Annotated in this window: 25 protein-coding genes; 18 read left to right on the top strand and 7 right to left on the bottom strand. The window is 72.4% G+C overall.

What is annotated here, in order from left to right:
* Positions 1-46: 46 nt before the first annotated feature.
* The 5 genes from ABC270_RS15555 to ABC270_RS15575 all read left to right on the top strand — a co-directional run bounded on the left by ABC270_RS15555 (position 47) and on the right by ABC270_RS15575 (position 6,735).
* Positions 47-1,600 (top strand): MFS transporter, encoded by a 1,554-nt coding sequence (locus ABC270_RS15555; RefSeq protein WP_412881630.1) that lies wholly within the window; start codon positions 47-49, stop codon positions 1,598-1,600.
* A gap of 528 nt (positions 1,601-2,128) precedes the next feature.
* A complete protein-coding gene (locus ABC270_RS15560; RefSeq protein WP_412881631.1) occupies positions 2,129-2,989 on the top strand; it encodes a sulfurtransferase in 861 nt (286 codons plus the stop codon).
* A gap of 203 nt (positions 2,990-3,192) precedes the next feature.
* On the top strand, positions 3,193-4,248 hold the full coding sequence (locus ABC270_RS15565; RefSeq protein ID WP_412881632.1) for an NAD-dependent epimerase/dehydratase family protein: 1,056 nt from the start codon (positions 3,193-3,195) through the stop codon (positions 4,246-4,248).
* A 3-nt stretch (positions 4,249-4,251) separates the two neighbouring features.
* Positions 4,252-4,797, top strand: a complete 546-nt coding sequence (locus ABC270_RS15570; RefSeq protein WP_412881633.1) for a P-loop NTPase family protein — start codon at positions 4,252-4,254, stop codon at positions 4,795-4,797.
* Between the two features lie 66 nt (positions 4,798-4,863).
* Positions 4,864-6,735, top strand: a complete 1,872-nt coding sequence (locus ABC270_RS15575; protein WP_412881634.1) for a thioredoxin domain-containing protein — start codon at positions 4,864-4,866, stop codon at positions 6,733-6,735.
* 28 nt (positions 6,736-6,763) lie between these two features.
* Here the strand turns inward: ABC270_RS15575 and ABC270_RS15580 are convergent, their stop codons facing one another.
* Positions 6,764-7,363 carry a hypothetical protein gene (locus tag ABC270_RS15580; protein WP_412881635.1) on the bottom strand — a complete coding sequence of 200 codons (600 nt, stop codon included), beginning with the start codon at positions 7,361-7,363 and terminating at the stop codon, positions 6,764-6,766.
* Between the two features lie 107 nt (positions 7,364-7,470).
* Here ABC270_RS15580 and hrpA point away from each other — a divergent pair, with 107 nt between their 5' ends.
* On the top strand, positions 7,471-11,358 hold the full coding sequence (gene hrpA, locus ABC270_RS15585; protein ID WP_412881636.1) for an ATP-dependent RNA helicase HrpA: 3,888 nt from the start codon (positions 7,471-7,473) through the stop codon (positions 11,356-11,358).
* Positions 11,359-11,377: 19 nt separating this feature from the next.
* Positions 11,378-11,746, top strand: a complete 369-nt coding sequence (locus tag ABC270_RS15590) for a VOC family protein (RefSeq protein WP_412881637.1) — start codon at positions 11,378-11,380, stop codon at positions 11,744-11,746.
* Between the two features lie 68 nt (positions 11,747-11,814).
* Here the strand turns inward: ABC270_RS15590 and ABC270_RS15595 are convergent, their stop codons facing one another.
* Both ABC270_RS15595 and ABC270_RS15600 read right to left on the bottom strand, forming a co-directional pair.
* On the bottom strand, positions 11,815-12,360 hold the full coding sequence (locus ABC270_RS15595) for a GNAT family N-acetyltransferase (RefSeq protein WP_412881638.1): 546 nt from the start codon (positions 12,358-12,360) through the stop codon (positions 11,815-11,817).
* Positions 12,357-12,905 carry a YbaK/EbsC family protein gene (locus ABC270_RS15600; protein WP_412881639.1) on the bottom strand — a complete coding sequence of 183 codons (549 nt, stop codon included), beginning with the start codon at positions 12,903-12,905 and terminating at the stop codon, positions 12,357-12,359. The genes ABC270_RS15595 and ABC270_RS15600 overlap by 4 nt, the downstream gene beginning before the upstream one ends.
* 37 nt (positions 12,906-12,942) lie before the next feature.
* Between ABC270_RS15600 and ABC270_RS15605 the strand changes: the two genes are divergently transcribed.
* The gene (locus tag ABC270_RS15605; protein ID WP_412881640.1) at positions 12,943-13,599 is read left to right on the top strand and encodes a CatA-like O-acetyltransferase; all 657 of its coding nucleotides are present in this window, start codon (positions 12,943-12,945) and stop codon (positions 13,597-13,599) included.
* A gap of 78 nt (positions 13,600-13,677) precedes the next feature.
* Here ABC270_RS15605 and ABC270_RS15610 read toward each other — a convergent pair whose 3' ends face one another.
* Positions 13,678-14,349 (bottom strand): DUF2461 domain-containing protein, encoded by a 672-nt coding sequence (locus ABC270_RS15610; RefSeq protein WP_412881641.1) that lies wholly within the window; start codon positions 14,347-14,349, stop codon positions 13,678-13,680.
* Between the two features lie 97 nt (positions 14,350-14,446).
* Here ABC270_RS15610 and ABC270_RS15615 point away from each other — a divergent pair, with 97 nt between their 5' ends.
* From ABC270_RS15615 to ABC270_RS15630, 4 genes are all read left to right on the top strand, one after another.
* Positions 14,447-14,938 (top strand): nucleoside deaminase, encoded by a 492-nt coding sequence (locus ABC270_RS15615; RefSeq protein WP_412881642.1) that lies wholly within the window; start codon positions 14,447-14,449, stop codon positions 14,936-14,938.
* 86 nt (positions 14,939-15,024) lie between these two features.
* Entirely contained in the window at positions 15,025-15,762 is a 738-nt protein-coding gene (locus tag ABC270_RS15620; RefSeq protein ID WP_412881643.1) for a class I SAM-dependent methyltransferase, read from the top strand.
* A 30-nt stretch (positions 15,763-15,792) separates the two neighbouring features.
* Positions 15,793-16,800 (top strand): LacI family DNA-binding transcriptional regulator, encoded by a 1,008-nt coding sequence (locus tag ABC270_RS15625; RefSeq protein WP_412881644.1) that lies wholly within the window; start codon positions 15,793-15,795, stop codon positions 16,798-16,800.
* A gap of 68 nt (positions 16,801-16,868) precedes the next feature.
* A complete protein-coding gene (locus ABC270_RS15630; RefSeq protein WP_412881645.1) occupies positions 16,869-17,255 on the top strand; it encodes a VOC family protein in 387 nt (128 codons plus the stop codon).
* A gap of 196 nt (positions 17,256-17,451) precedes the next feature.
* Here ABC270_RS15630 and ABC270_RS15635 read toward each other — a convergent pair whose 3' ends face one another.
* Together ABC270_RS15635 and ABC270_RS15640 are read right to left on the bottom strand one after the other, a co-directional pair.
* Positions 17,452-18,183, bottom strand: a complete 732-nt coding sequence (locus tag ABC270_RS15635) for an esterase/lipase family protein (protein ID WP_412881646.1) — start codon at positions 18,181-18,183, stop codon at positions 17,452-17,454.
* Positions 18,180-18,953 (bottom strand): alpha/beta fold hydrolase, encoded by a 774-nt coding sequence (locus tag ABC270_RS15640; protein WP_412881647.1) that lies wholly within the window; start codon positions 18,951-18,953, stop codon positions 18,180-18,182. Before ABC270_RS15640 ends, ABC270_RS15635 begins: the two co-directional genes overlap by 4 nt.
* A gap of 84 nt (positions 18,954-19,037) precedes the next feature.
* Here ABC270_RS15640 and ABC270_RS15645 point away from each other — a divergent pair, with 84 nt between their 5' ends.
* From ABC270_RS15645 to ABC270_RS15655, 3 genes are all read left to right on the top strand, one after another.
* Complete coding sequence (locus ABC270_RS15645; protein WP_412881648.1) at positions 19,038-19,562, top strand: hypothetical protein; 525 nt, start codon at positions 19,038-19,040, stop codon at positions 19,560-19,562.
* Between the two features lie 25 nt (positions 19,563-19,587).
* Positions 19,588-20,136 carry a dihydrofolate reductase family protein gene (locus ABC270_RS15650; RefSeq protein ID WP_412881649.1) on the top strand — a complete coding sequence of 183 codons (549 nt, stop codon included), beginning with the start codon at positions 19,588-19,590 and terminating at the stop codon, positions 20,134-20,136.
* A gap of 117 nt (positions 20,137-20,253) precedes the next feature.
* Entirely contained in the window at positions 20,254-21,552 is a 1,299-nt protein-coding gene (locus ABC270_RS15655; RefSeq protein WP_412881650.1) for an NAD(P)/FAD-dependent oxidoreductase, read from the top strand.
* A 271-nt stretch (positions 21,553-21,823) separates the two neighbouring features.
* Here the strand turns inward: ABC270_RS15655 and ABC270_RS15660 are convergent, their stop codons facing one another.
* On the bottom strand, positions 21,824-22,729 hold the full coding sequence (locus ABC270_RS15660) for an SDR family oxidoreductase (RefSeq protein WP_412881651.1): 906 nt from the start codon (positions 22,727-22,729) through the stop codon (positions 21,824-21,826).
* A gap of 95 nt (positions 22,730-22,824) precedes the next feature.
* On the opposite strand from ABC270_RS15660, the gene ABC270_RS15665 reads away from it, so the two are divergent.
* The 3 genes from ABC270_RS15665 to ABC270_RS15675 all read left to right on the top strand — a co-directional run bounded on the left by ABC270_RS15665 (position 22,825) and on the right by ABC270_RS15675 (position 26,404).
* The gene (locus tag ABC270_RS15665; RefSeq protein ID WP_412881652.1) at positions 22,825-23,397 is read left to right on the top strand and encodes a TetR/AcrR family transcriptional regulator; all 573 of its coding nucleotides are present in this window, start codon (positions 22,825-22,827) and stop codon (positions 23,395-23,397) included.
* 91 nt (positions 23,398-23,488) lie between these two features.
* Positions 23,489-24,757 carry an acyltransferase family protein gene (locus tag ABC270_RS15670; RefSeq protein ID WP_412881653.1) on the top strand — a complete coding sequence of 423 codons (1,269 nt, stop codon included), beginning with the start codon at positions 23,489-23,491 and terminating at the stop codon, positions 24,755-24,757.
* Positions 24,758-25,045: 288 nt separating this feature from the next.
* Positions 25,046-26,404, top strand: a complete 1,359-nt coding sequence (locus ABC270_RS15675; protein WP_412881654.1) for an MFS transporter — start codon at positions 25,046-25,048, stop codon at positions 26,402-26,404.
* The last annotated feature ends 54 nt before the right edge of the window (positions 26,405-26,458 follow it).

Consider the following 26,458-nt stretch of genomic DNA (forward strand, 5'->3'; position numbering starts at 1 on the left):
GTCGATCCGACCACCCTCCCCTCCACCTTCCAGAAGGAGGCTGCCCGTGACGGCAGAACAGACCGCGCCGACCCCGACCGGGTCCGCGCCGACCACCCGGACCTCCCAGCCCTCCGGCACCCCCGACCGCTCGAACCACCGGTGGATCGCCCTCGCGGTGATCGCGCTCGCGCAGCTGATGGTCGTGCTGGACGCCACGATCGTGAACATCGCGCTGCCGTCGGCGCAGGCCGACCTCGGCTTCGGGACCGACCAGCGCCAGTGGATCGTCACCGCCTACTCGCTGGCCTTCGGTTCGCTGCTGCTCCTCGGCGGGCGGCTCGGTGACCTCTTCGGTCGCAAGAACACCTTCATCATCGGGCTCGTCGGCTTCGCACTCGCGTCCGTCCTCGGCGGACTCGCTGACTCGTTCGGGCTGCTCGTCGCGGCTCGTGCACTGCAGGGCGTCTTCGGTGCGCTGCTCGCCCCGTCCGCACTCGGCATGCTGACGACGACCTTCCGCGACCCGAAGGAGCGCGGTCGGGCCTTCGGCATCTTCGGGTCCATCGCGGGCTCGGGTGCCGCACTCGGCCTGCTGCTCGGCGGGGTCCTCACCGAGTACGCGACCTGGCGTTGGTGCCTCTACGTCAACGTGGTCTTCGCGGTCCTCGGCGTGATCGGAGCGCTGGTGTTCATGGCGAAGCCGCCGAAGGCCGACCGCCCACGGATCGACGTCGCGGGGGTGCTCACCATCACGGCGGGTCTCGTCGGGATCGTGTACGGCTTCTCGAACGCCGAGACGAACGGCTGGGACGATCCGCTGACGTTCGTGATGCTCGCAGCCGGCGTCGTGCTCGTCGCCGCGTTCGTGTTCATCGAGACCCGGGTCGCGCACCCGCTGCTGCCGCTCCGCGTAGTGCTCGACCGCGACCGCGGCGGCTCGTACATCGCGATCGGTCTCGTGGCGATCGGCATGTTCGGCATCTTCCTGTTCCTGACCTACTACCTCGAACAGACCCTCGGGTTCACCTCGCTGCAGACGGGTCTGGCGTTCCTGCCGATGCCGCTGTCGATCATCGTGTCGTCGACGCAGATCGGCGGCCGACTCCTCCCGCGCGTCGGTCCGAAGGTGCTCGTGTTCGCGGGCGGCCTCGTCGCGGCGACGGGTCTGCTCCTGCTGCTCCGGACCGACCTCGACAGCACCTACGCGGGTACCGTCCTGCCGGCGCTCGTCGTCATCGGGCTCGGCATGGGCACGATCTTCTCGTCCGCCATCAACACCGCGACCACCGGGGTCGCCCGGGCCGATGCCGGGGTCGCTTCCGCGACGGTCAACACCATGCAGCAGATCGGCGGCTCGATCGGCACGGCACTCCTCTCGACGATCTTCACCGACGTCGTGAAAGACCGGCTGGCCGACCTCTCCGCGGCGCCGACGAAGCTCCAGCAGGCCCAGGCGGTGCTCGACGGCTACCACGTGGCGTTCGGCATCTCGGCCGGAGTCCTCGTGCTGGTCGCCCTCGCCGGCGGACTGCTCATCAACCGGCAGTCGGTGCGGCTCGCGAAGCTCGAGCACGCAGCGGCGACCGCAACCGGGAGCATCGCGACCACCGCGCACTGACGGTCGCACGCACGTCACGACGACCCGCTCGGCTCCGTGCCGGGCGGGTCGTCCGCGCGTTCCCGGGGCCTTGAGACCCGTGCGCGGTTGGGCCCGCGCCCGGCGGGGCCCGTGCGCGGCGAGGCCCGTGCACCGCGGGTCCCGTTCGCGGCCGGGCTTGTGCGCGGCCGGGCTTGTGCGCGGCCGGGCTTGTGCGCGGCCGGGCTTGTGAGCGGCGGGGCCCGTGCCGCTGCGGAACGACCGAGCCGCTGTCGCACGACAACGGCCGCGTCACTCGTTGCGCGCGCCGGACGTTGCACACGCAACGAGCGACGCGACCGACGTCGCACGACGACGACGGTGTCGTTCGGCAGCGGCCGACCGCCGCTCGCGCACACCGTGGATCCTGTCCCGACCACACCGTGGATCCAGTCCCGGCGGCACGCCCACTGCGCCGAGAGCCGAATCGCGCGGCACCGAACGGCGTGCAGTTGCGCAGTGTTGCGGTTCCCCTCGCAGGCGTCAGGGGTCCCCGTTACGGTGGGCGCCATGGCCCCCGTCCTGACCTCACCACTCGTGTCGACGCAGTGGCTCGCAGACCACCTCGGTGCTGACGAGCTCGTCGTCCTCGATGCGTCGGTGCACACGTCGGGGACCGGACTCGAGACCACCTGGCGCGCCGCGGAGGACACCTACGCCGAACACGGGCACGTGCCGGGCGCGCGCTACGCCGACCTGCTCGACGACTTCTCCGCACCGGACGGCGACGTCCCGTTCACCCGTCCGAGCGCCGAGCGGTTCGAGTCCGCAGCGCGGCGGCTCGGCGTCACGAACACGTCGACGGTCGTGGTCTACGACGACACGGTCGGACAGTGGTCGGCTCGCCTCTGGTGGATCTTCCGGTCGTTCGGCTTCGACTCGGTGGCCGTGCTCGACGGGGGCTTCACGAAGTGGCGTGACGAAGGACGTCCGGTGCGCATCGGTTCCCTCGCCCGTTCTGCGCAGGCTCCCGCATCGGACGTCTTCCTGGCGGGCGAGGAGCGTCCGCTGTGGGTCGACCACGACCGGGTGCGGCGCGCGACCACCGGCGTCGAGCCTGCGGCGCTCGTGCTCGCGGCGGACGACGACGCCCTCGGTGCGGAGCACGCCCCGGTGATCCCGGGCAGCACGGCGATCCCGGTCGGCACCCTCGTCGACCCCGACACCAACGCCTACCTGAAGGGACGCGCGCTCGAGGCCGCCTTCGCAGAGGTCATCGGGTCCGAGGAGATCGTCACGTACTGCGGCGTCGGGACGGCGGCGTGCGTGGACGCACTCGCGCTCACCGTCCTCGGGCACGACCGGGTACAGGTGTACGACGGATCGCTCATCGACTGGTGGCGCCGCGAGCCGGAGCCCGTCGCCCCCTGATCGCGCAGCGCGCGAGGGCGCGGCGCGCGGCGCGCGAGCGCGCAAGCGCACGAGCACGGGCACGAGTGCAGGCGCGCACCCCAGCCGCCACCCGCGCCCGGACGCCGACGCCGACACCGCGCGAGCGCGGGCTGTGCCCCCTGCGCGACGCGTGCCGCGCGACCGACGCACCCCGCGCCTCCCGGCCGCACTACCGTTGCAGCATGAGCACGAGACGCGCGGTCATCCTCGGCGGCACCGGCGGCATCGGCTCCGCGGTCGCCCGGCACCTCCTCGACGCCCCTGACGACTGGCAGGTCGAGGTCGTCTCCCGGCGCGGCGGACCCGTGTCGGACGCACTCGTCGCCGACGGCGCCACCGCGACGCTCGGCGACGCCCGCGATGCCGCACTGCTGCGACCGCTGCTGCGCCCCGGCGCCGACCTCCTCGTCGACACCGTCGGTCGGACCCGCGACGACGCACTACGGCTCCGGCCGTTCCTCGACGACGCCGGCTCGACCGTGTTCGTGTCCTCCAAGGCGGTGTACGTCGACGAGCAGGGCAGGCACGGCAACTCCGTCGAGCGTCCGGCGTTCGGCGGCCCGGTCACCGAGCTGCAGCCCACGGTCGTGCCGAACGACGCGGACCCGACGAGCCGCGACGGGTACGGTGCGGCGAAGGTCGCGGCCGAACAGGTCCTGCTCGACCACGGCGCCCCGGTCACGGTGCTGCGTCCATCGAAGGTGTACGGCCCGCACATCGGCCGTCCGCGGGAGTGGTTCGTCGTCAGACGGGTGCTCGACGGTCGGGAGCGCATCGTGCTCGCGGACCACGGTCGCGGCGTCGACCACACCACCGCGGCGTCCGGCATCGCCGATCTCGTGGGGCTGGTCGCGGACCGTCCGGACCGCCGCATCCTCAACGTCGCCGACGAGACCGCACCCTCTGTCCTCGAGATCGTGCGGACCGTCGCGAGCCACCTCGACCACGCGTTCGACGAGGTGCTGCTCGACGAGGACGCTCCCGCCTTCGTGGGCGTGACACCGTGGTCGTCGTCGAGCCCGTTCGTCCTCGACACCGCAGCCGCGCGGGCGCTCGGCTGGACCCCACCGCGGTACGAGCAGGCGGTCGTCCCCGAGCTCGACTGGCTCGTCGACACCGCGCACCGGGTCCCGGTGGACGGCGACGTGCCGTGGGCGGACGACCCGTTCTGGGAGCGGATGTTCGACTACGGCCCGGAGGACGCCGCACTCGCCCTCCTCATGCTCGGCCGGGGCTGACCCGTGCCCCGCTCGGAGGTGCTGTTCATCGGTGGCCGCTCCGGCGTCGGCAAGTCGACTGCCGCCGAGGCGTTGCACGACCTGCTGGTCGCCGACGATGTGCGGCACGTCGTCATAGAGGGCGACGCGCTCGACCTGGCGCACCCGGCGCCGCACGTCGAGCACCCGGAGGCGCACCTGGCGGAACGGAACCTCGCGACGATCTGGGCGCGGTACCGCGAGCTCGGGCACCATCGGCTGGTCTACACGAACACCGTCTCGGTCCTCGAGCACGAGACCCTGGCCACCGCGATGGGCGATGACCCCCTGGTCACCGCGGTGCTGCTGCGCGCAGGCGACGCAGCGATCGCCGACCGCCTGCGGCGTCGGTCGGGTGGTCGCCTCCCCGAGGCGCAGCTGGCACACAGCACGAGGACGGCCGGGAGGCTCGACACGGCTGTCCGGGGCGACGTCACGCGGTTGGACACGGACGAGCTGACGCCGGAGGACGTGGCACGTCGGCTCGCGTTGCTCACGGGGTGGCTCCCCACACCGCCCGCTGTGGACTGAGCGGATCGGTCCACAGCCCGGCCGACGCGCTGCCGGAGTCCAGGGCGATCGGGGCAGGCTGGACGCATGAACGACAACCGCCTCGGCTCCGCCGTCAGCCCGTACCTCCGCCAACACGCGGACAACCCGGTGGACTGGCGCGAGTGGGGCCCCGAAGCCTTCGCCGAGGCTCGCGAGCGGGACATGCCGGTCCTCGTCTCGATCGGGTACGCGACCTGCCACTGGTGCCACGTCATGGCACGGGAGAGCTTCTCCGACCCGGCCGTCGCCGACCTCCTGCGGCGGGACTTCGTCGCGGTCAAGGTCGACCGCGAGGAACGTCCCGACGTCGACGCCAGCATGATGGCCGCGGCGAGCGCCTTCACCGGGCAGCTCGGCTGGCCGCTCACCGTCTTCACGACACCGGATGCGCACGTGTTCTTCGCGGGGACGTACTTCCCGCCGCAGCCGGTGCAGCAGGTGCCGTCGTTCCGGCAGGTCCTCAGCGCGGTGCTCGACGCCTGGCGTGAGCGTCGGGGCGAGGTGGACGCGAACGCCTCAGCCATCGCGACGGCGATCCGGCAGGGTGCGGAGGCGGACGCGACCGAGGCGTCCGGCGACGGGCGGGGCGGGGACGAGCCGCGCCTCCCGTCGGTCGACGCGATTCGGGGCGTCCTCGACCAGTTGCGGCAGGCCGAGGACACCACGTACGGCGGTTTCGGCGGCGCACCGAAGTTCCCGAGCGCGCCGCTCCTCGAACTGCTCGGCGACCTCGCCGCGGACGGCACTGACGGAGCGTCCGGCGCCGACGCGGCGGACAGCGTTGCGGACGCCCGAGGGCTGCTCGGCAGGACCTTGGAGGCGATCGCCGGCTCCGAACTCACCGATGCCGACGGCGGGGTCTTCCGGTACGCGACGCAGCGCGACTGGAGTGTCCCGCACTTCGAGCGGATGCTGTACGACAACGCGGGGCTGCTGGCGGTCGCCGAGTCCGCGCAGGCTCGGGGCATCGCCGCGTTCCTCCGGGACACCCTGCGCCGACCCGACGGTGCGTTCGTCGCGGCACAGGACAGCGAGTCGACCATCGACGGGCGGCGCGTGGAGGGCGAGTGGTACCGCCGTCCACTGGCCGAGCGCGCGCAGCTCGATCCCCCGCCCCTCGACGACCAGGTGCTGACCGGCTGGAACGGCCTCGCGGTCCGGGGGCTCGCCATCGCCGGAGCGCGGCACGCCGACGACGAGATGATCGCGCTCGCCAGGGCCGCGGCGGACGCGGTGCTCGCCGCTCACGTGCGCGAGGGGCACGTGGTGGTCCGGTCGAGTTCGTCGAGGGGCACGTCGTCGGCGCCCGCGACGATCGAGGACGTCGGCCTGTTCGCCGAGGGGCTGCTCGAACTCGCGCTCGTCACGGGTGAGGTGTCGTACGCGGTCACAGCACGGGGCCTCGTCGACGACGGTCTCGCGGGTCGCTTCGGCGTGGACGCGGTCCTCGACTCCGCGGGCACAGCGACCGGCGAGCAGCCGCAGACGGCACTGCGGTCGGGGACGGTCGGCCTCGCCTCGGCGGCGACGACGCTCGCGGCCCTGACGGGTGACCGCTCGTACCGCGACGCTGCCGCACGGCTCGTCGCCGATCGCGCACAGTCCGGGACGGAACGGCCGCTCGGGTACGCCGATGCCCTCGGGCTGGCGCTGGCGCTCCGGCGGCCGTCGCGCGAGGTCGTCGTCGTGACCTCGGACCCGGCAGACCCGATGCGGTCGGCGGCGGCAGCAGCGCGGCGGCCCGGCACGACGATCGCGATCGTGACCCCTGAGCAGTCCGAGGCGTGGGCCGCTGCGGGCTTCGGTCTGTTCGAGTCGCGCGCCGGACTCGATCCGGCGGCGTACGTGTGCCACGACCACGTGTGTGCGCTGCCGGCGACGACCGTACGCACGATGGTCGGCCAGCTCGAAAGCTGAAGGAAGGGCTCCCCACCGACCGGGCGACTCAGCGTCGGCCGCGCACCACCCGACCGGTGCGAGCGAGGTTGCCGCGGATCTCGGTCGCGAGCACGGCGACCAACGCGACCGTGAAGGTGATGGCCCAGACGACGGCGGAGAGGCTGAAGGCCCAGTCGTCCGGGCTCCCGGAGCCGGGCGCGAGAGCGGACCAGCTGAAGGCTGCGGCGATGACGAGCACGGCCGCGAGCGCCGTCCGCGCGATGCTCTTCCCGGTGAGCTGCCCCGTGAACACCGACGCAGGTCCGAGAGGTGCCGCGAGCGCGGACCAGACGACGAACGCCTGCACGACCGCGTGCCGCGCGCGGAGGACCGAGACACCCAACCACACCGCGCCGGCGAGCAGCAGCGTCGCGATGAGCGCCACTGTGACGACGGCACCGGCGCCCCGGCCTGAGCCCACCCCGGACGCGACCGCACCACCGACCACGGCGAGGGCAACCGCCGCGGTCCCGCCCCAGAACCGCCGCGCGGTGCTCAATTCAGCGTCGATCGTCCGCACCGCCGCCGGGGCGTCCCAGGCGTGTTCGCGCGCGTTCACCGCTCCGTGCACGGCGTCCCGCGCACCGGGACGGATCCACGTGTTCACCGTCACTGTCCCCCTCCGCTATCGATCGGGGAGAGCGTAACGGCGAGCACGAGTGCGGCGAGGATGCACATCGTCGGGCGTGCGCCGCGGGGTAAGCTGAAAGGCTCATGTCTGCCACCCCCGTCATCACGTACCCGCCCGAGCTGCCCGTCTCGCAGCGGCGGGACGACATCGCCGCCGCGATCCGTGACCACCAGGTCGTCATCGTCGCCGGCGCGACCGGGTCGGGCAAGACCACGCAGCTGCCGAAGATCTGCCTCGAACTCGGCCGGGAGTCCATCGGGCACACCCAGCCCCGCCGCATCGCCGCGCGCACGATCGCTGAGCGCGTGTCCGAGGAACTCGGCGGCGAGCTCGGCGACCTCGTCGGCTACCAGGTCCGCTTCACCGACAAGGTGTCCGCGAACACGAAGATCAAGCTGATGACGGACGGGATCCTCCTCAACGAGATCCACTTCGACCGTGACCTGAAGCGCTACGACACGATCATCATCGACGAGGCGCACGAGCGGTCGCTGACGATCGACTTCCTGCTCGGCTACCTGAAGCGGCTCCTCCCCCGTCGGCCCGACCTCAAGGTCATCATCACGAGTGCGACGATCGACCCGGAGTCGTTCTCGCAGCACTTCGGCGGCGCTCCGATCATCGAGGTCTCCGGCCGCACCTACCCGGTCGAGGTCCGGTACCGCCCGCTCGTCGCGGAGGACGCCGACGACCACGGCGGCGGTCGCGGTGCGGACGCAGACCCGGACGACGAGGACGACCCGCGCACCGACGACCACGGCACCAGCGGCAGCGGTGGCAACGGCGGCTCTCCTGACGACCGGGACCTCCTCCAGGGCATCACCGACGCGCTCGACGAACTCTCCCGTGAGGACCCGGGCGACGTCCTCGTCTTCCTCTCCGGCGAGAACGAGATCCGCGACGCGCAAGAGGCCATCGAGGGCAAGCGCTACCCAGGCACCGAGGTGCTCCCCCTCTACGGCCGACTGTCCGCCGCCGACCAGCACCGGGTCTTCGAGCGCCGCAGCACGCCGGGCATCCGTCGCCGGGTCGTCCTCGCGACCAACGTGGCCGAGACCTCCCTGACGGTGCCGGGCATCAAGTACGTCGTCGACACCGGTACGGCCCGCATCTCCCGGTACTCGCCGCGCGCCAAGGTGCAGCGCCTCCCGATCGAGGCGATCAGCCAGGCGAGCGCGAACCAGCGGTCCGGTCGTGCTGGTCGTACGAGCGCGGGGATCGCGATCCGGTTGTACTCCGAGCAGGACTTCGAACGCCGGCCCGAGTTCACCGACCCCGAGATCCTCCGCACGAACCTCGCGGCCGTCATCCTCCAGATGATCTCGCTCGGGTTCGGCGACATCGAGTCGTTCCCGTTCCTGCAGCCACCGGACTCCCGCGGTGTGAAGGACGGCCTCGACCTGCTGCGGGAACTCCGCGCGGTCGACGGCGACGGACACATCACGAAGACCGGTCGACAGCTCACCCGGCTGCCCATCGACCCGAGGCTCGGCCGGATGGTGCTCGAGGCCGGACGGCAGGGGGTCGGTCGCGAGGTCATCGCGATCGTGAGCGCCCTGAGCATCCAGGACCCGCGCGAACGCCCCCTCGAGAAGCGCGCCCACGCGGACCAACTGCACGCCCGGTTCGCCGACCCGACGAGCGACTTCCTCACCCTGCTCAACCTCTGGAACCACATCGAGGACAAGCAGGACGAGCTCTCGTCGAGTGCGTTCCGCCGCCTGTGCAAGGCCGAGTTCCTCAACTACCTCCGCATCCGCGAGTGGCAGGACCTGTACCGCCAGCTCTCCCGCGCCGCGAAGCAGGTCGACGTCCGCGTCGGGCAGTCCCGCAGCGAGGACGGCGACGCCGTGCACCGCTCCCTGCTGGCCGGGCTCCTCAGCCAGATCGGCCTGCGGGACAAGGAGAAGCGCGACTACCTCGGCTCGCGGAACACCCGGTTCGTCGTGTTCCCCGGCAGCGTCCTCGCGAAGAAGCAGCCCGACGCGGTGATGGCCGCCGAGCTCGTCGAGACCAGTCGCCTGTTCGCCCGGACCGTCGGCAAGATCGACCCCGCCTGGGTGGAGCCCCTCGCCGGCGACCTGCTCAAGCGGACCTACGGCGAGCCGCACTGGGAGAAGAAGCAGGGCGCCGTGGTGGCCTACGAGCGCGTCACCCTGTTCGGCGTCCCGGTCGTCCAGCGGCGGCGCGTGCAGTACAAGCGGGTCGACCCCGAGCACTCGCGCGAGCTGTTCATCCGGCACGCACTCGTCGAGGGCGAGTGGGACTCGCAGCAGGCCTTCGACCGCGAGAACCGCCGGCTCCGGAAGGAGCTGGAGCAGCTCGAGGAACGCACGCGGCGGCGGGACATCCTCTTCGACGACGAGAAGATCGTCGACTTCTACGACGCGCGCATCCCCGCGGACGTGGCGACCACCCGTGACTTCGAGGGGTGGTGGCGGAAGGCGCGGCGCGACCAGCCGGACCTGCTCACGATGCGCAGGTCGGACCTCCTGGCCGAGGACGCGGCGGAAGCCGCGCAGGACCAACAGGAGTACCCGACCCAGTGGCGGTCGGGCGACCAGCGCCTCGCGATCAAGTACCGGTTCGAGCCGGGGGCGCAGGACGACGGCGTGAGCGTGCAGGTGCCCCTCGCCCTGTTGCCGCGCATGCGTGAGGAGGGCTTCGACTGGCAGGTCCGCGGCCTGCGCAAGGAGCTCGTCACGGCACTGATCAAGTCGCTGCCGAAGCAGATCCGCAAGAACATCGTGCCCGCGGCGGACTGGGCCGAGAAGATCGTCGCCGAGCTCCCGGACGACGCGCCGACGGAACCGACCGAGTCGTTCCGCTCGACGCTGGCGAAGACGATCCAGCGCATGACCTACGTGCCGGTGTCGGAGTCCGACTTCGACCTGACACGTGTGCCGCCCCACCTGTTGCCGACCTGGGCCGTCGTCGACGAACGCGGTCGCCGGGTCGAGTCCGGCAAGGACCTCGCGGCCCTGCAGACGAAGCTCAAGGACCGCACCCAGCAGAGCGTCGCCTCCGCCACGGCGAAGGCGAACCGGCCGGGAGGCGCGGCTCGCGTCGCGCGGGCCGGTTCCGGCCTCGAGCGGTCAGGTCTCACCGCCTGGCCGACGGGCGACCTGCCCCGCGTCCTCGACACGAAGCAGTCGGGTGGGGTCATCCGCGCCTACCCGGCGCTCGTCGAGGAGGGGTCGGGCCCGAAGGCGACGGTCGCGGTGCGGCTGCTCGCCACCGAGCACGACCGTGCCGTCGCGATGCCCGCCGGTGTCCGCCGCCTCGTCATGCTCGCGGTGCCCTCCCCGGTGTCGTACATCCAGCAGCACCTCACCGCGCAGGAGAAGCTCGCGCTCGCCGCATCGCCGTACCCGTCGACGCAGGCGCTGTTCGACGACGTCCTCGCGGCGGTCGTCGACGCCGGCATCCGCGCCACGCACCCCGACGGACTCGTGTTCGAGCAGGCTGCATTCGAGCGGGTCCGCGACGCGGTGTCCGCCACGGTCGTCGACACGATGTTCACCGCGGTGTCCGAGGTCGCAGCCGTGCTCACCGCGCACCGCAACGCCGAGCGGGCGATCAAGCAGGCGAACTCGATGTCGTTGCTCGGTGCGTTGACGGACATGCGGCAGCAGCTCGAACGGCTCGTGTTCCCGGGGTTCGTCTCGGTCGCCGGGCTCGACCGGCTCCGACGGATCCGCGTGTACCTGCAGGGCGTCGAAGCGCGGGTGCAGAAGCTCCTGCAGAACCCCGGGCGCGACGCGGCGTGGATGCGCGAGGTCACCGTCGCCACCGACCGCTACACCGACGCCGGCGGGACCTTCCCCCCGGCGGTCGGCGCGCACCCGGAGCTCGTGCACGCGCGGTGGATGCTCGAGGAGTTCCGGCTGAGCCTGTTCGCCCAGGAGCTCGGGACCGCCGAGACCGTGTCACTGCAGCGGATCACGAAGACCCTGGCCGCCGCGCGCTGACGGGGCTAGCGTGTCGGCCATGATCGGCACCCTCGACGTCGTCGTCCTCGACTGCCCCGACCCACGGGCGCTCGCACGCTTCTACGTGGAACTCCTCGGTGGCGAGATCGTCGCGTTCGACGAGGACTGGGCGGAGATCGCGCTGCCCTTCACCGACCTCCGCCCGATCCTGGCCTTCCAGCAGGTGTCGGACTACCGCGCGCCGGAGTGGCCGGGGCAGGACGTCCCGCAGCAGAGCCACCTCGACGTGAAGGTCGACGACCTCGACGCCGGCGAGACCGCCGTGCTCGCGATCGGCGCGACGGCGACGGGTTCCGGGACCGAGACCTTCCGCGTGTACCTCGACCCGGCCGGGCACCCGTTCTGCCTCATCCGGCCGAACGACTGACGAGGCCCGTCGACCCGACCGTGCCGCGTTGCCCGACCGTGCGACGTCCCACCGGTCAGTGGCACGTCTCACCGGATCCGGTCGGGTGCGAGCCGGGCGTACACACAGAGGTCGTGCCGCACGCCCTCGATCGGGTACGCCTGCCGCAGCGTCCCCTCGAGCATGAACCCGAGCCGCTCCGCCACGGCGCGGCTCGGCAGGTTGTCGGCGGCGGTGCGGAGCTCGACGCGGAAGACCCCGTCGGCGAACAGCGCGTCGAGGAGCGCCGCCACCGCGCGGGTCATCACGCCCTTCCCGCCGGCACGGGACGACAGCCAGTAGCCGACCTCGGCCTTCGCGGTCGCCGGGGTGATCCGTGCGGCGAGCGCTCCGACGACGGCACCGTCGAGCACGACGGCCGTGGGGACGCCGGTCCCGTCCGCCCAGCCCTGGAGCCCGGGCGTCGGGTACGCGCGGACGTCCTCGACGGAGAGGCCCGGTCGGGCGAGCTCCTCCCAGGGGCGAAGGTGGTCGAGGTCGGCCAGGACGAGGTCCCGGTAGGCCTCGGCCACCGAGTCGTCGGCGAGGACGAGCGAGACGTGGTCGTCGACCACGATCGGCAGCCCGACGGTCATGCGTCGGGCGCTGCGGTCGCGAGCCCCTCGACGACCTGCACGTGCGGCAACCCCGCGAGCACCGACCCGGGCAGGAACAGCTTGGCGCCGCGGAGCCCGGCGCCGACGACGACCTCGGGAGCGTCCTGCACCCGCGCGTCCACGTAGACGGGCCACGACGACGGCAGACCGATCGGGGTGATGCCGCCGTACTCCATGCCGGTCAGCCGGACGGCCTCGTCCATCGGGGCGAAGCTCGCCTTCCGGACGTCGAGGAGCTTCTTGACGACACGGTTCACGTCGAGCCGGGTGTGCGCGAGCACGATGCACGCGGCGTACCGGACGTCGTCGCCGCGCTTGCCCGCGACGACGATGCAGTTCGCGCCGCCCTCGACCGGGAAGCCGTACGCCTCCGAGAACGCCGCGGTGTCCGCGAGCTCGGGGTCGATCGGCGCGGCCTCGATCCGTGCGAGGACGTCGGCGGGCAGCGCGACGAGTGCCTCGGCGACCGGGATCGCCAGCTGACCGGACGCGACGAGGGCGGGGACGCGCTGCAGTGTCGGCATGGCTCCAGCCTAGGGTCCGGGGCCAGACTGGACACTCATGAGCCTGCTCCGCCCCGTCGACCTCGCCGCGTGGCCCCGCCGCGAGCACTTCGAGCACTACCGCGACCGGGTGCCCTGCACGTGGGAGATGACGGTCGAGCTGGACGTCACCGACTTCGCGGAGACCGTCCGGCGGACCGACCGTCGCACCTACGCCTCGCAGCTCTGGGCGATCGCGTCCGTCGTGAACCGCCACGAGGAGTTCCGGATGCAGCTCCAGGACGACGGCTCCCCCGCGGTGTGGGACGTCGTGCACCCGATGTTCACGGTGTTCCACGCGGACACGGAGACCTTCTCGGTGCTGTTCGTGCCGTACGACGAGGATCCGGCGCGCTTCCACGAGGCCGCGGTGTCCACCATGGACCGCTACCGGGACGACCACCGCATGTTCCCCCAGCCGGACCGGCCGCGGAACGTGTTCGACGTGTCGACCCTGCCCGGAGCGTCCTTCACCGGGTTCGCACTGCACGTCAGGGAGGGGTTCGACCACCTGCTGCCGGTCTTCACCATCGGACGGTACCGGTACGTCGAGGGCCGGACGATGATGCCGATTGCGGTGCAGGTCAACCACGCCGCGGTCGACGGGTTCCACGGGTCACGGCTGTTCGCCGAACTCCAGACGACCTTCGCCGAGGCCGGCTGGCTGCGCGGCTGACGCCGTGCGCGCCGACGACGAGCACGCAGCAGCGCAGGCGCTCGCGCGGGCGCGCGAACGGACATGACCAGCAGCCGCTCAGGCGCGCTCGTCGATCGACCGCGCTCCCGGCACCGGCGGCGCCGGGTCGTCCGCTGCGTCGGCGTCGTCGGCGCGCGCCCACTTCACGGTCCACCGCACGAGGGGCTGCACCCGCTCCCACGCATCGACGACGTCGGACAGCGGGCTCGTCAGCGGCAGGTGCTTGAGCGCGGCGAAGTGCTGCATCCGGAGGAGCCCGATGCGCGGGTGGTCGGCGTCGTAGCCCCGGGGTGCGGTCTTCAGCGGGGGCCCGGCGAGCTCGAAGCCCGCGTCGACGAGATCGTCGAGCTCTCGCTGCAGCGCCGCTGCGGCCTGGGGGTGTTCGTCGATCGCGGTGCGGGCTGCGTCGAGCTGCGCGCGCGACGGCGTGTAGAGCCCACCACCCGCCTGGATGCCGTCGGCGCCGGCGCTGAGGTACACCCCGCCCGCGGTGAGCCCGGTGTCCTCCCGGTAGGGCCGCTTGTCCGGCGTGAAGCGGAGGTCCCGGTGCTGCCGGAGCACCCGTCCGGGTCCGTAGCGTCGCTCGGCCTCGTCGAGCAGGGCCTCCATCGGTGCCTCGACGTGCCGCTCCCAGTCCTTCCGGTGGTCCTCGAACCAGGACTTCTCGTTGTGCTCGGCGAGCCCGCGGAAGAACGTGGCGAGCGCGGGGGTGAAGGGCCGGTCGGTCATGCCGGCCAGTGAACCGCCGCCGGCTGCGACCAGGCCCGACGCCCCGGGGTACGCGGCCGCCCACCGCTCGGGCAGCCGCCGGGAGGACCGTGGACCGATGCACCACGACGAACCGACCGCATCGACCGACTTCACGGCGTTGGCTGTCTCCCGCGCCCTCGACAACGTCGCCGACGGCGGCAAGCCCTTCGCCTGCCTCATCGTCCGCGACGGCGAGGTCGTCGTCGAGGCCGTCAACCACGTCGCCCAGACCGGCGACCCGACCGCGCACGCTGAGATCCGGGCGATCCGGGCCGCGGCCGAGCAGGGCATCACGGACCTCGGCGGGTACGACGTGTTCGTGACCGCCTACCCGTGCCCGATGTGCCTCGGAGCCCTCTACTACGCGCAGCCCGACCGCGTGGTCTACGCCGCCTCACGGGAGCAGGAGGGTGAGCACTACGAGGACGGCAACCGCCTGATGACGCTCGCCACCTTCTACGACGAGTACAGGAAGCCGGTCGACGAGCGCGCCCTGCGCGCAGAGCAGGGTCGGGTCGACGACCCGACCGCGCCGTTCCGAGCGTGGAGCGCCCGACACGCGGACTGACGCCGTGGAGGCGACCCTGTGACGGTCTGGAGGCTCGTGGCGGGTCCGCACCGCGCCTCCAGACCGCAAGGGGGCAAGGTGGGGACATGACCTTCGAGCAGCACGCGCGCTCCTTCGGCAGCGCGGTCGACGCGTACGAGCACGGGCGGCCGGGGTACCCGGCCGCGGTGGCCGACTGGCTGGTGCCGAGCGGTTCGCAGCGGCTCGTCGACGTCGGCGCGGGCACCGGCAAGTTCACCCGGACGCTGCTCGGACGCGGCGCCGAGGTGGTCGCCGTCGAGCCGGACCCGGCGATGCGGGCACGGCTGGCCGCGCTGCTGCCCGACGTCCGCGCGGTGGACGGCACGGGCGAGGCGATGCCCCTGCCGGACGGCTCGGCCGACGCGGTGACCTTCGCGCAGTCGTGGCACTGGGTCGACCCGGTGGCCGGCGTCGCCGAGGTCGCGCGGGTCCTCCGCCCCGGCGGCGTCCTCGGGCTCGTGTGGAACGTCCGCGACGAGACCTCGGACTGGGCGCAGCGGCTCGGTGACGTCATCACGCGACCCGAGGCGCAGCGGATGTCGTACGACGACGAACGGGCGCTCGACGGCCCGTTCACGACGCCGGAGCACCGCGTGTTCGAGTGGGTGCACGAGCAGGACCGCTCGGCGTTCCTCGACATGGTGCTGTCGCGCAGCTACGTCATCGTGCTGCCGAAGTCCGAACGGGACACGCTCCGTCGCGCGGTCGAGGACCTGCTCGACACCCACCCCCACACCGCCGGGCAGGACGTCGTCCGGGTGCCGTACCGCACGCACGTCCACCGGTACGAACGGCAGGCGTAGCGCGACTGGTGCGGGCGGTACGCTCGGACGATGCGCGCGACCGTGCGGGAGGTGGCCGCCCTCGCCGGGGTGTCACCGAAGACCGTGTCCAACGTCGTCAACGGCGGCGTCCCCGTGCGTCCGGAGACCCGGGAGCGCGTGGAGCGGGCGGTCGCCGAACTCGGGTACGTGCCGAACCTCTCGGCACGCGGGCTGCGGAACGGCCGGTCGGGCGTCATCGCCCTGACCCTGCCCGAGATGCGGAACCCCTACGCCGCGGAGCTCACCGAGTGGTTCGTCGAGCTCGCCCGCGACCACGGGTGGGTGGTGCAGCTCGACCAGACGGGCAACGACCCCGAGCGTGAGCGGGAGCTGGTCTCCCGTGCCCGAGCACACCTCGTCGACGGGCTCGTGCTCAACCCGGTGACGCTCAGCGCGAGTGTCCTGGCCTCGACCGAGGGGTTACCGCCGACCGTCGTGATCGGCGAGGTGGAGCCGGAGCACGTCGACCAGGTGCACGTCGACAGTCGTGCTGCGGCAGCCGAAGCGACGGCGCACCTCATCGCGATGGGGCACCAGCGGATCGCGATCGTCGGCGCGGCTGCGGCGGTCCGGGCGACCGCGACCAGCGAGCTCCGGGAGCGGGGGCACGGGGACGCCCTGACGGCGGCGGGACTGCCGGTCGAGGAGGCGCTCCGGGTGCCGCTCGACGACTGGTCGACGGCGACGGCGGCGCGCGAGTTCGGTGCGTGGCTGGACCGGAACGACCTCCCGGACGCGGTGTTCGCGTTCACCGACTCGATCGCGTTCGGCGTGCTGCACGTGCTCGCCGCCCGCGGGGTCCGGGTCCCGCAGGACGTCAGCGTGATGGGGTTCGACGACATCGCCGCGGCGGCGTTCGCCATCCCCGCGCTGACGACGGTGGCGTTCGACCGGAAGACCCTCGCGGGCGCGGCGCTCCGGCTGCTCGCCCGACGCATCGACGACCGGTCGGCGCCGCCGGAGACGTTCGTCGTGCCGCACCGGATCGTCGAGCGCGCGAGCGTCGCCCCGCGGTGACCACAACCGGCGGCCTCGTCGGCGGCCGGGCGGCGCTGACGGGTCCCACCGCGGGTACGCTCCGCCGCATGACGACCGACGACGCGACGATGCCGACCCTCGTGGCCACGGTACTGCAGTCCCCCGAGCCGATCCGGCTCGCGCGCTTCTACGGGGCACTCACGGGGTGGACGGTGCACGAGGACGACCCGACCTGGGCTCGGGTGCGGCCCGAGGACGGCGCGGGTCTGTCGGTGCAGTACGACCCCGAGTACGTCGCCCCGGTGTGGCCGAGCGAGGCCGGCGCGCAGAACATGCAGCTGCACGTCGACTTCCAGGTCGAGGACCTGCCCGGTGCCGTCGCGCGGGCCGTCGACCTCGGAGCCCGCGAGGCATCGTTCCAACCGCAGGACGACGTCCGCGTGCTGCTCGATCCCGACGGGCACCCGTTCTGCCTGTTCCTGCCCGGCGCCTGAGCTGGCCGCGGGCACGGGCACGGGCGCGGGCGCGGTCGCGGTCGCGGTCGCGGTCGCCGCGACTCGGCTGGGCGGACACTCCCGCGGTCGTCGCGGCGCGAACGTGTCCGTGGGGCCGAGACTCGCCTCGGCCACGCTCACGCAGCTCGGCCCCGGCCGTGCTCGCACGGCGCCGAGCCGGCGGGCCGGCCCGGTCTCACTCGGTCGCCGCGAGCACGGCCTCCCGGGTCCGGGGGTCGCCGAGGATCCGGAAGTGGCCCCCGACCGGCAGCCGCACGTTCGTCGCCCCGGCGAGCTCGCTGCCCTCGGGGATGAGCGTGTCGAACACGCCGTAGACCGACGTGATGCGGGCGTTCACCGCGAGCTCCCGACCCATCGCCGCGAGCACCGGGTCCGCTGCCCGGAACACGCGCAGGTGGGCGACGGGAGCCAGTCGGGCGAGCGACGATCCGCCGAACGGCGTGGACACCGCGACCATCCGGTCGATCCGGCGGTCGGGGTCGAGCGACGCCATCGCGTACTTCCCGATGAGGCCGCCCTTGCTGTGCGCCACGAGCAGCACCCCGCGCAGGTCGTGCTCCTCGAGGTACCCGACGACCTCCTCCGCCGAGGCGGGCACCGGCCGGACGTTGTGCCGGAGCACGGGGAGCACGTGCACCGGGTGACCTCGGTCGTGCAGCGCGTCCATCAGCGGTCGCATGAAGTGCCACGTCTCGTAGACGCCGGGGATGACGACGACGGGCGGCCGGTCGCCGTCGAGGTAGTCGTCCGCCGTGGTCGGACCGAGGCTCCGGGCTTGCCAGCGGACGGCGTAGACCCAGTCACGGACGGCCCACACCGCGCGCGTGGGCAGCCCGACGGGAGGCACGGATCGCCCGGCCTGGTCGGCCCGCGTCGTCGAGGCGGTCCGGTCGGTCGGGTCGGTCATCCGAGGCGCTCCAGGGTCTCGACACGACGGAACTCCGCGACGAGGTCGGCGAACGCGACCGGACGGTGCTCCTGCACGTGGTGTGCCCCGGGCAGCTCGACGAACGCGCCGCGGCGGGCGTGGGCGGCGACCCGCGCAGCCCACGCCTGGCGGGCGATCGGGTCGCGGTCACCGCGGACGACGAGCACCGGGACGTCCAGGTCGGCGACCCGGTCGAGCGTGGGGTACCGGAGCATCGGACCGAGTTCCCGGACGTACTGCCGCACGCTGCGGAGGTAGTCGGTGAACACCACGGCGTTCATCCGGGGCCCCTCGACGACCGAGTCCCGGCCGAGGTCGACCGCCTGGTGGAACAGCGTCCGTCGACGATCGTCCACGACGGGTCCGACGAGCACGACCGACGACACCGCGTCGGGGTGGCGTCGTGCTGCTTCCACGGCGACCTGCGACCCCATCGACTGCCCGACGACGACGAGTTCCCCGGCACCGCGGGACACTGTCGCGCGGACCGCGAGGTCGGACAGTTCCTCGACGTCGAGCCGGCGCCCGGCCGGCGGCAGGCCGCCGAAGCCCGGGAGGTCGACGGCGACGGTCCGGTGTGTCCGGGCCAGGGCCCGTTGGGAGCGGGCGAAGGAGCGGTGGGACATGCCGATGCCGTGCACGAGCAGCACCGTCGGCACCAGGGCGTCGTGGAGTCGGCCGGCCGGCGCCAGGGACCGGAGCCGCACGGGCAGCCCGTCGACCGACACCGTCTCGACCCTCGCACGCACGTGCACGACGCTACGCCCGCGTCCACAGTGCAACGTCAGCGTCGTCATCACCGGCTGATAGGCGCGCGGTGTGCACTCGTCACCATGAACGACACCGACCCGACGACTCCGTCGACCGAGCCCCGCCGGTACCCGTCCGTGCCCGACGGCTGGGGCGCAGCGCCCGCCGCCGCACCGAGTGGCTGGGGTGCAGCCCCGACCGCGACGGACACCCGACCGTCCGACTCGGCCCCGTCCGGCTCGGCCCCGCCCGGCGGCGACCCGTACGCCGCCGAGTGGGACACCGCGCAGCAGACGCCGACTGCCTGGTACGGCAACGTCGGGGCGCAGGGACACGCGAAGCCGCGGCCGCCGTGGTTCTGGCCGGTCATCGCGGCGGCGGTCGGGGTGGCTGCGCTCCTCGTCGGCGGCGGCGTCGGCTTCGCGATCGGGCACGCGATCGGCGGGACGCAGTCCCAGGGCACGTCGCAGTTCCCCGGCCGTGGGACGAACGGCTTCCCGGGGTACGGCGGCGGCACCGGGCAGCAGCCCGGCGGCACCCAGGGCGACAGCGGAACCCAGGGTGACAGCGGCACCCAGGGCGGCACCGACTCCGGGTCTGGTAGCTGACCAGGCGCGCCGCTATTCTCCGAGCATGCGGAAGGTCACCTCGGGTCTCTTCACCTCGGTCGACGGCGTGGTCGACGAGCCCTACAAGTTCCAGCACGACAGCTTCGACGACGAGCTCGGCGCGGGCATGACGGCGTTCATGTCCCGCACCGACACGGTCCTGCTGGGGCGGAACAGCTACCTCGAGTGGGCCGAGTGGTGGCCCGCGCACGCCGACGACCCGTTCGGCCGGTGGATCAACCCGATGCCCAAGTACGTCGCGTCGACCACGCTCGGTGACGACCTCGCGTGGGAGAACAGCACGCGCATCACGGGCGACCTCGACACGTTCGTCCGCGACCTCAAGGAGCGGGACGGCGGCGACATCGCGGTCACCGGGAGCATCTCGGTCGTCCGGCACCTGCTCTTCGCCGGACTGCTCGACGAACTCCAGCTCATGATCCACCCGGCGATCGCCGGCCCCGGACGGCGGCTCTTCGAGCCGACGGACCCGCCGACGCGCCTGACGCTGGTCGACAGCACCGTGACGAGCAAGGGGAACGTGCTGAACACCTACACGCGGCGGGACGCCTGACGGAGCCGGGACGGGCCTCCCGGCCGGGTCGGCGGTGAACACCTCGGTCATCGGAGGGGCCTGAGCGCGCGTACCCTCGGAGGCGACCATCCGCCGTCCGAGGAAACCAGGGAGCTCATGCCGCAGGACACCCGCCCACACGTCGTCATCGTCGGTGGAGGCTTCGCCGGCATCGCGGCGATGCGGGAGCTCGCGGACGCCGACGTCCGGGTCACGCTCGTCGACCGCCACGTCTACAACATGTTCCAGCCCCTCATGTACCAGGTGGCGACCGGTGGCCTGAACGCCGGGGACGTGACGTACTTCCTCCGCAGTCTCCGCGCGAAGCAGTCGAACGCGGACTTCCGGCACGGACTCCTCACCGGCATCCGACCCGACGAGCGCATCGCCGAGATGAGCGACGGTGAGCACCTGCACTACGACTGGCTCGTCCTCGCGAACGGCGTGAACACGAGCTACTTCGGGACGCCCGGCGCGTACGAGTACGCGTACTCGATGTACTCCCGGTCCCAGGCGCTCCGCATCCGCGACGAGCTGTTCACCCGGCTCGAGGAAGCGGCGGCGAACCAGGGTCCGGACGAGATCAAGATCGTCATCGTCGGCGGCGGTGCGACGGGCGTCGAGATGGCCGGTGCCCTCGCCGAGCTCCGCGACCAGGCGCTCGTCGGCGCCTACCCCGAGATCGAGCGCGGCAACATCTCGATCACCCTCGTGCACCGCAGCGGCGAGCTCCTGAAGCCGTTCGCGCCGCGCCTGCGTCGGTACGCGGCGAAGATCCTCCGGAAGCGCGGTGTCGTGCTGCGGCTGAACACCGGGGTCGCCGAGGTGCGCCCGGACGGGGTCGTGTCGGCCGAGGGCGAGTTCATCCCCGCGTCGCAGGTCATCTGGGCGACCGGTGTCGCGGCGCACAAGGAGGTCTCCGGCTGGGGCATGCCGCAGACCCACGGCGGCCGGATCCAGGTGAACGACGACCTCAGCGTGAAGGGCGTGGAGCGGGTGTTCTCGGCCGGTGACATCGCCGCGCAGGACGACGCCCTCGCCCAGCTCGCCCAGCCCGCGCTGCAGGGTGGCAGGCACGTCGCGAAGCAGATCAAGCGTCTGCTCGAGGGCAAGCCGACCGAGCACTTCAAGTACTTCGACAAGGGCACGATGGCGACGATCGGCACGAACGCCGCGGTCGCGCAGCTCCGCGGCGGGATCACGATGGTCGGCCCGGTCGCGTGGGCGGCCTGGGTGGCGGTCCACATCGCGTCGCTGCTCGGCAACGGCAACCGGCTGTCGACGCTGTCGCACTTCTTCGTGCGGTACCTGTGGTTCATGCGGAAGCGGGCGATCCCGATCGTCGGTGACGTCCGGCCCGTGCGGCCGAACGGCGACCGCGAGCCGGAGCCGTGGCAGATGCAGAAGGCCGAGTAGGCGCCGGAGCGCGCGGGCGGTTCCCGTACTCCTCGTCCGCGACGAAACACGCGTCGATCGACACGCGCTTCGTCGTCCCGTGCATCCGCGCCGGATGCACGCGCATGATCCGACGTCCCGCGCGTCGTCCGACGCGCGCATCGTCGAACGCGATCGGCGAACGCGCTCGCCGGGCGGGTTCGGCCGCCGCCCGACCGGCACCGGACGGGAGGCGCGGTGCGGGCCGACACCGTGCCTCCCGTCCGGCGAGTGACCGCCGGACGCGGGCTCGCTACGCGAAGGGGACCGGGAAGTACGCGCCGCCCGCGATGTCCTCGAGCAGCCCGACGCCCGTCGGCTCCCACCCCAGCAGCTCGCGCGTCGCGTCCGAGGTCGCCGACATCTCCATCGCGAAGAAGCGGCCGATGAACCCGAAGTGCTCCTCGGCGTCGGCGGGGTCGATCGACGTCACCGGCAGGCCGAGCCCGGCCCCGATCGCCTCGGCGATGTCCCGCGTCGGGATGGCCGTCTCCGCCACGGCGTGCAGCCGCGTCCCGGCCGGGGCCTGCTCGAGCCCGAGCCGGACGAGGCGTGCGGCGTCGGTGACGTGCACGGCGGCCCAGCGGTTCGTGCCGTCCCCCACGTAGCCGGACACGCCCGTCCGTCGTGCGGCGGCGACGATCGCGGCGATGAACCCGTGGTCGCCGGTGCCGTGCGTGGTCGGACTGAACCGGGCGGCGATCGTGCGGACGCCCTGGTCGACGAAGTCGAAGCCGCGGTTCTCGCTGCCGCCGCGCATGGACTCCGGGCCGACGAACGGGCTGGGGTCGGACTCGTTCGACGGACGCCCCTGCGCGAGCATGGCCACACCCGAGGCGACGACGAGCGGACGGTGGGTGCCGACGAGCGCGGAGCCGAGGGTCTCGACGGCGGCGCGCTCGGTCGCGTTCGTGGCGACCGGGTTCGCCCAGTCGTGCTTGTTGGCGAGGTGCAGGACGCCCTCGGCACCGTCGGCGCCACGGTGCAGGGCGTCGAGGTCGTCGAGGTCGCCGCGGAGCACCGAGGCCCCCCTCCCCTCGAGAGCGGCGGCGGAGGCGTCCGAGCGGGCGAGTCCGGTGACGGTGTGTCCGGCGGCGAGCAGCTCGTCGACGGTGTGGGAGCCGATCCAGCCGGAGGCCCCGGTGACGAACACGTGCATGTGCGTTTCCCTTCACGGTGTCCGTGGCGCTGATGTCACGAACTGACATCACAGTAGCACTCGATGTCAGTCGCTGTCATCAGTAGACTGCCGACATGGTCCGATGGCAACCGGGTACGCGCGAGCGGCTGCAGGCGACGGCGATGCAGCTGTTCGCCGAGCAGGGGTACGACGCCACGACGGTCGCCGAGATCGCCGGCGCGGCCGAGGTCACCGAGCGCACCTTCTTCCGGCACTTCGCCGACAAGCGCGAGGTGCTGTTCGCCGGACAGGACGACTTCCTCGCGATGTTCGCCGACCCGATCGAGCAGGCGCCGGACGACACCGCACCGTTCGCGCTGGTACGCCTCGCCATCACCGCAGCCGCTGCGTTCTTCGACCACGAGAAGCGGCCGTTCTCCCGTGCCCGGCAGGCGATCATCGAGGCGAACCCGGCGCTGCAGGAGCGGGAGCTCGGCAAGCTCGCGACCCTGAAGATCCACCTGGGCGCACTCCTGCGCGACCGAGGCGTCGGCGAGCCGGGTGCCACGATCGCCGCGGAGACCGCTGTGACGGTCTTCCACCTGACGTTCCAGCAGTGGATCGCACCCGGCGAGGAACGGCCCTTCGAGGACATCGCCACCGAGCGACTCGACGCACTGTCGGAACTCGTGCACCCCGTTCGTTGAGACTCCTCTTACCTCGGGCGAGCATCCTGTAACGATCAGGTCACGGTCCGTTCGTCGGTCCGGGCAGCAGAACGATCTCGCAGGAGGCGACGTGGCGACCACCACGATCTCGCCGGAGCGGACCCGCAGCACCTCCGCACCGGCCACCACCGACGGCCGCACGCGCGCCGACGGCAGCGCGCGCGCCGACGGCAGCGCGCGCGCCGACGGCAGCGCGCGCAGGGACGGCACCGCGACCCCGCCGCCGCCGCTGACGAGCCGTGCCCCCGCGCTCGATGGTCTGCGGACGATCGCGATCCTCGCCGTGATCCTCTACCACCTCCACGTCTCGCACTTCGACGGAGGGTTCATCGGCGTCACGGTGTTCTTCGTGCTCTCCGGGTTCCTCATCACGACGCTGCTGCTCGGCGAGCGCCGGAAGACCGGCCGCATCCGCCTCGGCTCGTTCTGGGGCAAGCGCGTGCTGCGGCTCTACCCGGCACTCATCGCCTTCGTCCTCGTCGGCCTCGCCCTGTGGAACTGGGTCGGCGACTACAAGGGCGCGACGTTCTCCCCGGGCGAGGCCGCGTTCATCGCCCTGAGCTACACCGGCAACCTCTTCCGCTCGTTCTGGGACACCACGCAGGGCGTGTTCGCCCACACGTGGAGCCTGTCGATGGAGGAGCAGTTCTACCTCGTCTGGCCGCCCGTGCTCGTGCTGCTGTTCGCGGTCCGGTCGCGCCGACGCTGGCTGATGGCCGGGCTCGGCGCGGTCATCGTGGGTGCCTCGATCGCCTCGTTCCTCAGCTACGAGAAGCCGAACGGCGGAGCGACGCCCGACGTGTACTTCTCCCCCGTCCTCGGCGTGGTGCCGCTCGCGACCGGCTGCCTCCTCGCGCTGCTCCTCGACGACGAACGCGCCCGCCGCGTCGCCGCGGGGATCGTCGGCCACCTGGCGACCTGGATCGGCCTGGCCGCACTCGTCGGCATCCTGCTCTGGATCGACGGCGACTGGACGCAGCACGCCTCGACGTTCGGGGTGGTGCTCCCCGTCACCGGTCTCGTGTCGGCCGTGCTCATCGGCGGTCTCGTCTCCGTCCGCACCCCGGTGTCGGCGGCGCTCGCGTGGACCCCGATGTCCTGGTTCGGACGGCGTGTGTCGTACTCGGCCTACCTCTGGCACCCGCTCGTGATCGCGCTGCTCGGGACCTTCGCGATCGGTGCGTGGGGCAAGGTGTGGCTGGTCGCGGCGGCCCTGCTCGTCGCGGTCGGCGCCGCCTACGCGGTCGAGGTGCCGGTCGAGAAGGCCCGCAAGCGTGTCCGCGAGGCCAAGCGTCTCGTCGCCGCGGACCGCGCCGCGCGCGAGCACGCGACGGCGTAGCTCCGGCAGGCGGCAGCCGGGCGGGACCGGGCGTCGGACGGGAAGCCCGTGGCGGCGCCGCCACGGGCCTCCCGTCCGTCTCGTGGTCGCGTGACGGCTCCCGCGAACCGCGCACGTTCCGTCCTCGCGCGCGTCGTTCGACGGGTGCGGCGTCGGGACGAGCGCGTTCCCTGGACCCGCTGTCCGGACCCCGGTGCGCCGCACCGAGGACAACCTGGGACGGGTGCGGCGGGGTCCGGCCTACGGTCCGGTGGGCGTCGCCACGGTGGCGGCGCCCGAGGAGCGACCATGACCCAGCGTGGAACGACCGCCACCCCAGCCGGACGGAACGGGTTCCTCCGGCGCATGACCTTCGCCTGCGCATGGGGTGAAGGCCTCGACGGGTTCGACCTCGGCGTCATCAGCGTCGCCCTGCCGTCCATCACGATCGCGCTCGGCCTCGACCCGGTGCTCGCCGGACTCATCGGTGCGAGCTCGTTGATCGGCATCTTCATCGGGGCACCCCTCGCCGGGTGGCTGACGGACCGGTTCGGCCGCAAGCGGGTCTTCACCGTCGACGTCCTGCTGTTCATCGTGCTCGGGCTGCTGCAGGCGTTCGTCGCGGACGGCTGGCAGCTCTTCGTCGTGCGGGTACTGCTCGGGATGGCGATCGGCGCGGAGTACTCGATCGGTGCTGCGATGCTCGCCGAGTTCGCGCCCTCGAAGGACCGCGGCCGACGGCTCTCGGGGCTCCTCGTCTGCTGGTACGGCGGGTACCTCGTCGCCGTCGTCACCGCCTACGCCCTGATCGACTGGGCAGGGCTGAGCTGGCGGTGGGTCCTCGTCACGAGCGCCCTCCCGGCGGTGGTCACGGCGCTGGCGCGACTGGGGTTCCCCGAGTCGCCGCGGTGGCTGCTCCAGCACGGACGGACCGACGAGGCCCGTGCGATCGTGACGGAGCGACTCGGCGGCGACGCGTACTTCCGCGACGAGCAGTACGCAGCCGAGGAACAGCGCGAGGGAGGCTACCGCGTGCTGTTCGCGAAGGAGAACCGGCAGCGCCTGGCCTTCATCTCGCTGTTCTGGGCGTGCAACGTCGCGCCGTACTTCGCGATCTTCACCTTCGCGCCGACCGTCCTGAAGTCGTTGCAGCTCCACGACGAGGCGACGGGCACGATCATCGTCAACGCCATGGCCGCGGTCGGTGCGCTCGTCGGCATGCTCACGATCGAGCGGCTCGGCCGACGCCGACAGCTCATCCCGCCGTTCTGGATCATGGCCGTCGCCCTCGCCGTGGTCGGACTCTGGGGCTCGGCGCCGGGCATCGTGGTCGTGCTGTGCTTCGCGGTGTTCTCGTTCATGAACGCGGCGCAGGGCAACCTCACCGCGGTGTACCCGATCGAGGTGCTGCCGACCGAGGTCCGGTCGACCGGCGTGGGCTTCGCCGCCGCGTGCAGTCGGGTCGGCGCCGCCGCAGGGACCTTCCTGCTGCCCGTCGGCATCGACTCGATCGGGATCGGAGCGTGCATGCTCGTCGCCGCGGCGATCTGTGTCGTCGGGGCGGTCCTGTCCCAGGTGATGGCGCCGGAGACGACGGGCAAGGGCCTGCACGACACGAGCACCCAGCCCCTGCGCGAGCAGACCCGGGCAGCGATCACCACCCGGTGACCGTGGCCAGGCGGCGCACCTGCACGTGCACGCCCGGCGCGATCCGTAGGCTCC

Source organism: Curtobacterium phoenicis, from assembly GCF_047238015.1.
Lineage (GTDB): Bacteria > Actinomycetota > Actinomycetes > Actinomycetales > Microbacteriaceae > Curtobacterium.